Here is a 7,561-nt window from a genome sequence, read left to right as displayed (position 1 = left end):
AACCGCAAAGATTCTGTGTTGATTACCAAATGATTTTTTACTTTTGTTGTCTAAGGCGGCTTTATGCCAGCCTGTTTAGGGTGGTTGGCTTTAGCTTTAACCACCCTAACTATTTTATGAGGTTGCTTCCTCGCTTTGTACTTGCAGGTAGCGGCTGTCGTACCTCTCGCCTGTTTTCCAAAGGGTGTAAACCAGTTCTAATAACTTCCTCTGCACCGCTACCGCCGCTTTCATTTTAATTCCATGTTTAGATACTAACCTCACAAACACTGCTTTGAAATGCTTGTCGCTACGTATAGCGGCTAATGCAGGCATATACATTGCCTTCCGTAAATAACGGTTCCCTCGTTTGGATATACGAGGCTTACTTTTTACCGAAGTGCCCGAGTCTTTAACTTTTACATCCAACCCGCTATACCCTACCAGTTGCCTTTTATTGCGGATCAGGTTGAAGCCATTCGTTTCTGCAAGGATGGTAACTGCCGTAAGCCACCCTACGCCGGGGATAGATGTAATAGTACGTACTCTTTTAGTCAATTCGGCATCTTGCTTTATCAGGGCATCGATCTCTTCTTTAACTTCTTTTTCCTGGCTGTTGAACAGCCCGATACGATCTTTGAGCCTGGCTACGCTCCTTTCGTTAGGGTATGCTTCTGCCTGCTCGGCGTGCAGCTGGTTCTTAGCCACCGTACGTTCTGCTATCAATTGCCCCCTTTCCCGGGTTAACTGCCTTAATGTTTTGAACCCCTTCTCCGGTTGCTGCCAGTCCTCCAGTTTTGTACCAAGCCCGAAATCGCAAATGCCTCTTGAAGCAGTTTTATCAGTAATGGTTTTGATATCCAGCGACCTTATATGGTTGCTGATCTTATTGGGTAGTACTATGCTAACCTCGTAACCGTTGTCGGACAGGTAGTACGCCAGCTTCTCATGGTAAACGCCGGTGGCTTCCATCACATACCTTACGCTGGTAGTGTTTACGCTATGCTTGCTTACCCAAACCAGCATAGCCTTAAAGCCCGATTCTTTATTGGCGAACGATTTACAAGCGTAAATATCCTTCTCAAGGGAGCTGCCTATCCTGCCTAACGATACTACTAATTCCTTTTGTGCCACATCAATGCCGGCAACTTGCTTTAAAACACTTGTCATCACCTGTTAATATCTATTTTAATAAGTGAATAACCCATCTTCGTTTTGTCTCCTGGTTGGATATCCAAGCTATACCGCTATGCAGTATGCCTTACATTCTGTTCAAACTCCAATGGGCAAAAGAGCATGAGGCCGTATCTTTGCGAGAACATACTTCATGAGTTGTTTGAGCACAAATCGGCTCTCATACTCCTTCACTCAATACAAAATTATTAGCTATATTAATTGGTAACAAACATAGGAGGACACAGAGAAAAAACGCAAAGGGCGCAAAGGTTTAGAAACTTGCGCCCTTTGTATGTTAGCTGATAGAACAAAAATTTGAAAACATTTAAGGCTTTGTGCCTTTGGGTAACCTAAGTAGGCCTTTGCGTTTCTTTGCGAAAACTTCGCGCACTTTGCGGTTAAATTACATCGTAAAGTTAATTAACCGCAAAGTGCGCAGAGACTTGCAGCTTTATTAGCGCAAAGAACACAAAGGCTTATCTCACACAAAGCCGCCAAGGCGCAAAGATTTCAGAGCAATGTTGTGGTTTAGCCTTTTTACTTATTAATTACTTTGCAAGACTTTGTGTTCTTTGCGTTTTTTCTTTGCGCCCTTTGCGGTTAAATAAAATCGCAAATATTAACAACAAACTGCCCTACCCATCCAGCCTATCTTTAACAACTAACGTTTCGGCTACCATATCGTGCAGGCCTTGTTGTTTTTTGTTGAAGAATATCATGAGGTAGCCGATGTAGAAGGTGGCTGCCGATAGCAGCTTGGCTATATTGCGGCCTAAGGCTTTGGCGGTGCTGATGCGTTCGCCATAGATATCGCAAACGCGTATTTTGAGGAATTGCTTGCCGAAGGTGCCCTGTTTGGGGCCACTTTCCATTACCACGCTGTAAATAAGCCTGGCTGGTATAGCGAATGATACAATGGCGATGCTGATACCTATCCGCGTCATCTTGTTCTCTTCGCCGGGGAGGGCAATCAGCAACACCAGCATCGCAGCAAAAGCTATCAATACAAAAACGCCGAAAACAATGAACCAATCAATAACTGAGGCGGTAGCACGCTGATCGAAACTGCCGAAGTATTGCAGGGGGAGGGGTTGTTTATTAAAGCCGAAAAGCTGCCGTAGTTCGGCAACTTCGTGGGCCTCTTTATAATCGTGCATACCTGGGCCTTTAACAAAATCGCCGGGTTTTATTTTGCTGCCGCGGAGTTCTTCTACACTGAAGGGGCCCTCGGGTTTACCGGCCACTACCAATATATATTGGGCGCCGGTGTTTGGTTGGGATGGAGAAAGGCCGGGAGTTTGCATAGCATCCAAATTTAAACAATTGCTGCCAACACCCTCCCGGCCTGTTAAAAATTAATACCTTTTTACTTCGAAGCCCGATAGGCCACCTTTCAACTTAATATACATTTTGTTTTTGGCAGCGGCAAAACCGGGGGTTTCGTAGTGGCTATTGCCCTTATCATCGAAACCTTCAAAATCATTTGATGACAAGCCCGAGCTGGTTACAATACTGCAGGCCGCATCCTTAGGTATCTGTATGGTAACACCCGATATGCCGGTTGATACTTCGATATTAGTAGTAGCTAAGGGCTGGCCCATTTTCACTTCAAAAGAAGCGGCGCCACCGTCGATGATCAGGTTGCGTATTTTGAATTTCTCCAGATCGAACTCCAGCGCACTTGCACCGGTTCTTACATTGATATCCCATTCGGGGGCAGTGTTTAGTTTAATAACTGCCGAGTTGGTTTTATCGCTATCCCAATGAAACCCTTTACCTTTTTGGTCGCGCATTTTAAGAGTGGCGGTAAACACACCACTGTCCAGGCTATGTATGTAGTCGTACTTAGTGTAAAACTCTTTAGTAACCGCATTAAATAACTCACCTGTGGTATCCTTAATGGTATATTCAGATGCTGCGCCGTTGAGGTTTAAGCGTGCCCGCTTCACGGCCGCATTGTAAGGTTCGTTGTAGGTACTGGCGCCTTCAACCTTTATTACGCCTTTTGATGAAGTGGTGTCACTATCATCGTCGTCATCATTATCATCGTTGTGGTCGTAATCGTGGTCGCTAAAGTTCCAGTTGCCGTTGTGGTGGTTCCAAAAGTAATGGTGTTTGTTGGGCACAAATACCAGCAGGCAAAAGCAGCCTACTACTACAAATACTTTCAGCGCGGTGGCCCAGGCCTCGTGGCGGTTGGCCAGCACCAGGTTTACGCCTCCCATGATCAGGAACACCGGCCAAAGGGTGAATATATTGCCCCAATGGAAATTGATAACATTATAGTTATGTAGTAAAAACAAGGCTCCGAGGAGTACAAGTACAACGCCCGGTAATATTTTGTTGCTTTTCATGGTTATATAGTTGTAGGGTTGTCGTTAGATGTAGGTTCGTCGTTTTTCTTGCTCAGGTCAATGCCGCTGCTTTTTTCGGTAGCATTAGTGTCAGCCGCAGGCTCTTCGGTTACTGTTGTTGCGCTCCAGTTAGCTTGCTCCCATGGGCGTTTTTCTTTACCGGCTATCAGCAAAGCTGCACCTGCACCCACAATTACCAGCGGCCAAAGCCTGTCGAAATCCCAGTCGGGGATGATATCCAGTTCGTCAACCAAAAATATGGTACCTAATACGATCAGTATCGCGCCGCAAATAACACCTGCATTAGAGGCTTTCTTTTTCGGCATTACAAATGGCTGGCCGAACGGTGCATTAAACGGAGTGTTAAATGGCGTACCGAAAGGCTGGCTTGGGGGCACTGTATAATCAACACCGGGGTTTACGTTAGGGCCAACAAATACGTTACGTTTTGGCAATACGCAAAGCAATATAATGTAAGCAATAAAGCCTGTGCCGTGGCCAAATATAAGAGTGGCCAAAAATATCAGCCTTACTATGGTAGGGTCGATGCTAAGGTAATCGGCTAAGCCCATACAAACACCGCCTATCATTTTGCCGTGTTCGTTTCTATAAAGTTTCTTTTCCATTGTGTTTAGTATTTAATTAGTTTGTGTGTTATACCTGTCCAAATTTTGGTGTAACTATCAGCTCGTCTACATTGGCCCCGGTGCTCATGTTGTAAATTGTGATGATGGCCGCTGCTATATCTTCAGCTAAAACCATCCTGTCTTTATCAACCTGCATCCCTGCCCATGAGTCTGTTAATGTCGAGCCGGGGATGATGGCGGTTACCTTTACTCCGTGTGGCTGCATTTCGAGCTTCATTACCTTATTAAGACCTAACAACGCGTATTTTGTTACCGTATACACACCTGCCTCTACTACGGGGTTTATAGCTGCTATAGAGCATATATTGAATATATGCCCTTTACCGACAGAAACCATGCGTTTACCGAAGAAACGGTACAGTTCGTAGGCAGGAATGAGGTTGGTATCTACCTGTTTTTGGAAAGAATCTTCGCTATCATCAAGTATAAAACTATGCTTGTACATACCCACATTATTCACCAAAATGTCGACGAAACCCATGTTTTTGTCGGTGAATTCGGCAAATTTTTTTACGTCGTCGCGCTTACTTACGTCGGCAACTAACGTATATACCTGTATTTGGGGGGCTATGGAAAGAATTTCCGCCTTAAAATCTAATAAATCTTGCTCGTTGCGCGAACAAATTGAGAGGTTTATTCCTTGTTTAGCAAATGCAATGGCCACTGCACGGCCCATGCCTTTTGTTGCGCCGGTTATTAATGCGTTAGTCATGGTAGGTAAGGGTATGTTTTGTGTAAAATAGCAAGCAATGCGCTCCTATTAAAAGTAATTGAATTATAACAAGCCGTAAAGCTTAAAATTAAAAATGTATTTTTAACCAGTTTTTACATTTACCCATGTTTCATAGTTTAGGAAAATACGTTCTGTTGCTGCGCTTAAGCTTTAGGCGGCCCGAGAAATTCAGCGTTTACTGGGCCGAAGTAATGCGCGAAATGGTTGCCACGGGCATAGGCTCGCTCGGCATCATCAGCATCATATCCATATTCATTGGGGCGGCCACTACCATACAGGTAGCCTTCCAGTTATCGAGCCCATTAGTACCGCTTAGCATTGCCGGTAAAATTGCGCGCGACTCTACCATCCTCGAGTTTAGCCCCACCATATCGGCATTGGTTTTGGCCGGCCGTGTGGGCAGTAGCATTGCCTCGCAAATTGGTACCATGCGCGTAACCGAACAAATAGACGCCCTCGAAATTATGGGTGTAAACGCACCCGGTTATCTTATAGCACCCAAAATAATTGCCTGTATCACCATGGTGCCTATGCTGGTTATCATTTCGATAGCCTTGGGCATGACGGGCGGTTGGATAGCCTGCCTTTTTGGCGGCGAAGTAACCCCTGCCGATTATATTATGGGCCTGCGCGATGGCTTTATGCCGCTAACTATCCGCGTGGCACTGGTTAAAGCTTTTGTATTTGGTTTCATTATAGCATCCATTTGTGCCTACCAGGGTTTTTATACCTCTGGCGGTGCTTTGGAAGTAGGGCAATCGGCCACACGCGGTGTGGTTTATAGTTGCGTGATGATATTATTTGCCGATTTGGTGGTTACCCGTTTAATGCTATGATAGAAATAAAGGATATCTATAAAACATTCGGCGATAACGATGTGCTTAAGGGCATTAGCGCCACTTTCCAAACCGGCAAAAACAACCTCATTATAGGCGGCTCCGGGTCGGGTAAAACTACTTTGCTGAAATGCATTGTGGGCTTGCACGAGCCTACCAAAGGGCAGGTTTTTTTTGAGGAGGAGAACTTTACCGATATGGACTTTACCCAGCGCGTGCCTATCCGCACGCAAATAGGGATGCTCTTCCAGAACTCGGCCCTGTTCGATTCCATGACGGTGGAGCAGAACATCATGTTCCCGCTCAACCTGTTCACCAAGCAATCGGCAGCCGAAAAACTCGACCGCGCCAACTTTTGCCTCGAACGCGTGAACCTGAAGGATAAAAATAAACTGTTCCCATCTGAGTTATCGGGCGGTATGAAAAAGCGTGTGGGTATTGCCCGCGCGATTGCCATGCAGCCAAAGTATTTGTTTGTGGATGAACCCAACTCGGGCCTCGACCCCAAAACATCCATCGTGATAGACGACCTGATAAACGATATCACCAACGAATACCAAATGACCACCGTAGTGGTTACGCACGATATGAACTCCGTAATGGGTATTGGCGACCACATCATCTTTTTACACCAGGGCCAAAAATGGTGGGAAGGCAGCAACAAAGATATTGCCCATACCTATAACAAGGAGCTCAACGACTTTGTATTCGCCAGCAAATTTATGCAAGCAGCTAAGGAGAAGCTTTAACAGTTTGCAGTCGGCGGTTTGCAGATAGCAGTTGCCGGTTCGCAATAAGCAGTTTGCAGTATACAGTTGTTGATATTCCCATTGATTTGTAATGCCTATATTTGCAAACTAAAAAACTGCAAACTGCCCACCGCAAACTGCAAACTGAACAATGATCCAACTCCTTACACCAACCCACTGGAAAGATTACGAGCTGATAGACTGCGGCGATTTTGAAAAGCTGGAGCGGTTTGGCAATGTTATATTGATACGCCCCGAACCACAGGCTGTGTGGAGCAAAACGCTGAGCGATGCGCAGTGGCAAAAGATGCACCACATTAAATTTAAAGGCCGCTCGGCTACCGCAGGCGACTGGGTAAAAAAGGACCAGAAAACACCCGACCGCTGGCACATCGAATATAAAAATGACGACGTTACCATCAACTTCCGCCTAGGGCTTACCTCGTTCAAGCACTTGGGTATTTTCCCCGAGCAGGCCGTTAATTGGGACTATATATCCAGCAACATCAAAAAATTCAGCACACCAACGCCAAGGGTGCTCAACCTGTTCGCCTACACCGGCGGAGCATCGTTAATAGCTAAGGCGGCAGGTGCAGATACTACCCACGTAGATTCGATAAAACAAGTAGTTACCTGGGCCAACGAGAATCAGGAATTATCGAACTTAAAAGATATCCGCTGGATGGTAGAAGATGCCCTGAAGTTTGTGAAACGCGAAGTAAAACGCGGTAAAACCTATAACGGTATCATCTTAGATCCGCCCGCATATGGCAACGGACCTAACGGCGAAAAATGGAAGCTGGAAGATAACATTAAGGAGATGATGAACGACGTTATCCAACTATTGGACCCCGAGGAGCATTTCCTGATATTGAACACCTACTCGCTGGGTTTTTCGTCGGTAATTATCGAGAACCTGATCAAGAAAGCATTCCCCAAAGTAGAGAATTTAGAGATAGGCGAGCTGTACCTGCAGGCTACCGCAGGCACTAAATTACCACTGGGTGTATTCGGGAAATTTTACAAAAATAAGTCCTGATAGCGCATCATATTCCTATCTTTACAAGCATAATATTTAGCTAATTAT

The 7,561-nt window shown here is 45.4% G+C and carries 8 protein-coding genes; 3 read left to right on the top strand and 5 right to left on the bottom strand.

Annotated features, from left to right (window positions below; all coding sequences use genetic code 11):
* Window positions 1–114: 114 nt before the first annotated feature.
* The 5 genes from BC343_RS26310 to BC343_RS26290 form a co-directional block, all read right to left on the bottom strand.
* On the bottom strand, window positions 115–1,149 hold the full coding sequence (locus BC343_RS26310; RefSeq protein WP_078346504.1) for an IS110 family RNA-guided transposase: 1,035 nt from the start codon (window positions 1,147–1,149) through the stop codon (window positions 115–117).
* Window positions 1,150–1,790: 641 nt separating this feature from the next.
* Window positions 1,791–2,459: an RDD family protein gene (locus BC343_RS26305; protein WP_078350795.1), complete on the bottom strand. Its 669-nt coding sequence runs from the start codon at window positions 2,457–2,459 to the stop codon at window positions 1,791–1,793.
* A gap of 51 nt (window positions 2,460–2,510) precedes the next feature.
* Window positions 2,511–3,509 (bottom strand): LiaI-LiaF-like domain-containing protein, encoded by a 999-nt coding sequence (locus BC343_RS26300; protein WP_078350794.1) that lies wholly within the window; start codon window positions 3,507–3,509, stop codon window positions 2,511–2,513.
* Between the two features lie 2 nt (window positions 3,510–3,511).
* Window positions 3,512–4,135, bottom strand: coding sequence for a PspC domain-containing protein (locus BC343_RS26295; protein ID WP_078350793.1), 624 nt, complete (start codon window positions 4,133–4,135; stop codon window positions 3,512–3,514).
* 28 nt (window positions 4,136–4,163) lie between these two features.
* The gene (locus BC343_RS26290; RefSeq protein ID WP_078350792.1) at window positions 4,164–4,868 is read right to left on the bottom strand and encodes an SDR family oxidoreductase; all 705 of its coding nucleotides are present in this window, start codon (window positions 4,866–4,868) and stop codon (window positions 4,164–4,166) included.
* A 125-nt stretch (window positions 4,869–4,993) separates the two neighbouring features.
* On the opposite strand from BC343_RS26290, the gene BC343_RS26285 reads away from it, so the two are divergent.
* The 3 genes from BC343_RS26285 to BC343_RS26275 all read left to right on the top strand — a co-directional run bounded on the left by BC343_RS26285 (window position 4,994) and on the right by BC343_RS26275 (window position 7,513).
* Window positions 4,994–5,725, top strand: coding sequence for an MlaE family ABC transporter permease (locus BC343_RS26285; protein WP_078350791.1), 732 nt, complete (start codon window positions 4,994–4,996; stop codon window positions 5,723–5,725).
* Window positions 5,722–6,474: an ABC transporter ATP-binding protein gene (locus tag BC343_RS26280; RefSeq protein ID WP_078350790.1), complete on the top strand. Its 753-nt coding sequence runs from the start codon at window positions 5,722–5,724 to the stop codon at window positions 6,472–6,474. The genes BC343_RS26285 and BC343_RS26280 overlap by 4 nt, the downstream gene beginning before the upstream one ends.
* A 151-nt stretch (window positions 6,475–6,625) precedes the next feature.
* Window positions 6,626–7,513 carry a class I SAM-dependent methyltransferase gene (locus tag BC343_RS26275; RefSeq protein WP_078350789.1) on the top strand — a complete coding sequence of 296 codons (888 nt, stop codon included), beginning with the start codon at window positions 6,626–6,628 and terminating at the stop codon, window positions 7,511–7,513.
* Window positions 7,514–7,561: the final 48 nt, after the last annotated feature.

This window comes from Mucilaginibacter pedocola (assembly GCF_002013915.1).
In the GTDB taxonomy this organism is placed as follows: domain Bacteria; phylum Bacteroidota; class Bacteroidia; order Sphingobacteriales; family Sphingobacteriaceae; genus Mucilaginibacter; species Mucilaginibacter pedocola.
This window is presented reverse-complemented; position numbering and strand designations above follow the sequence as displayed.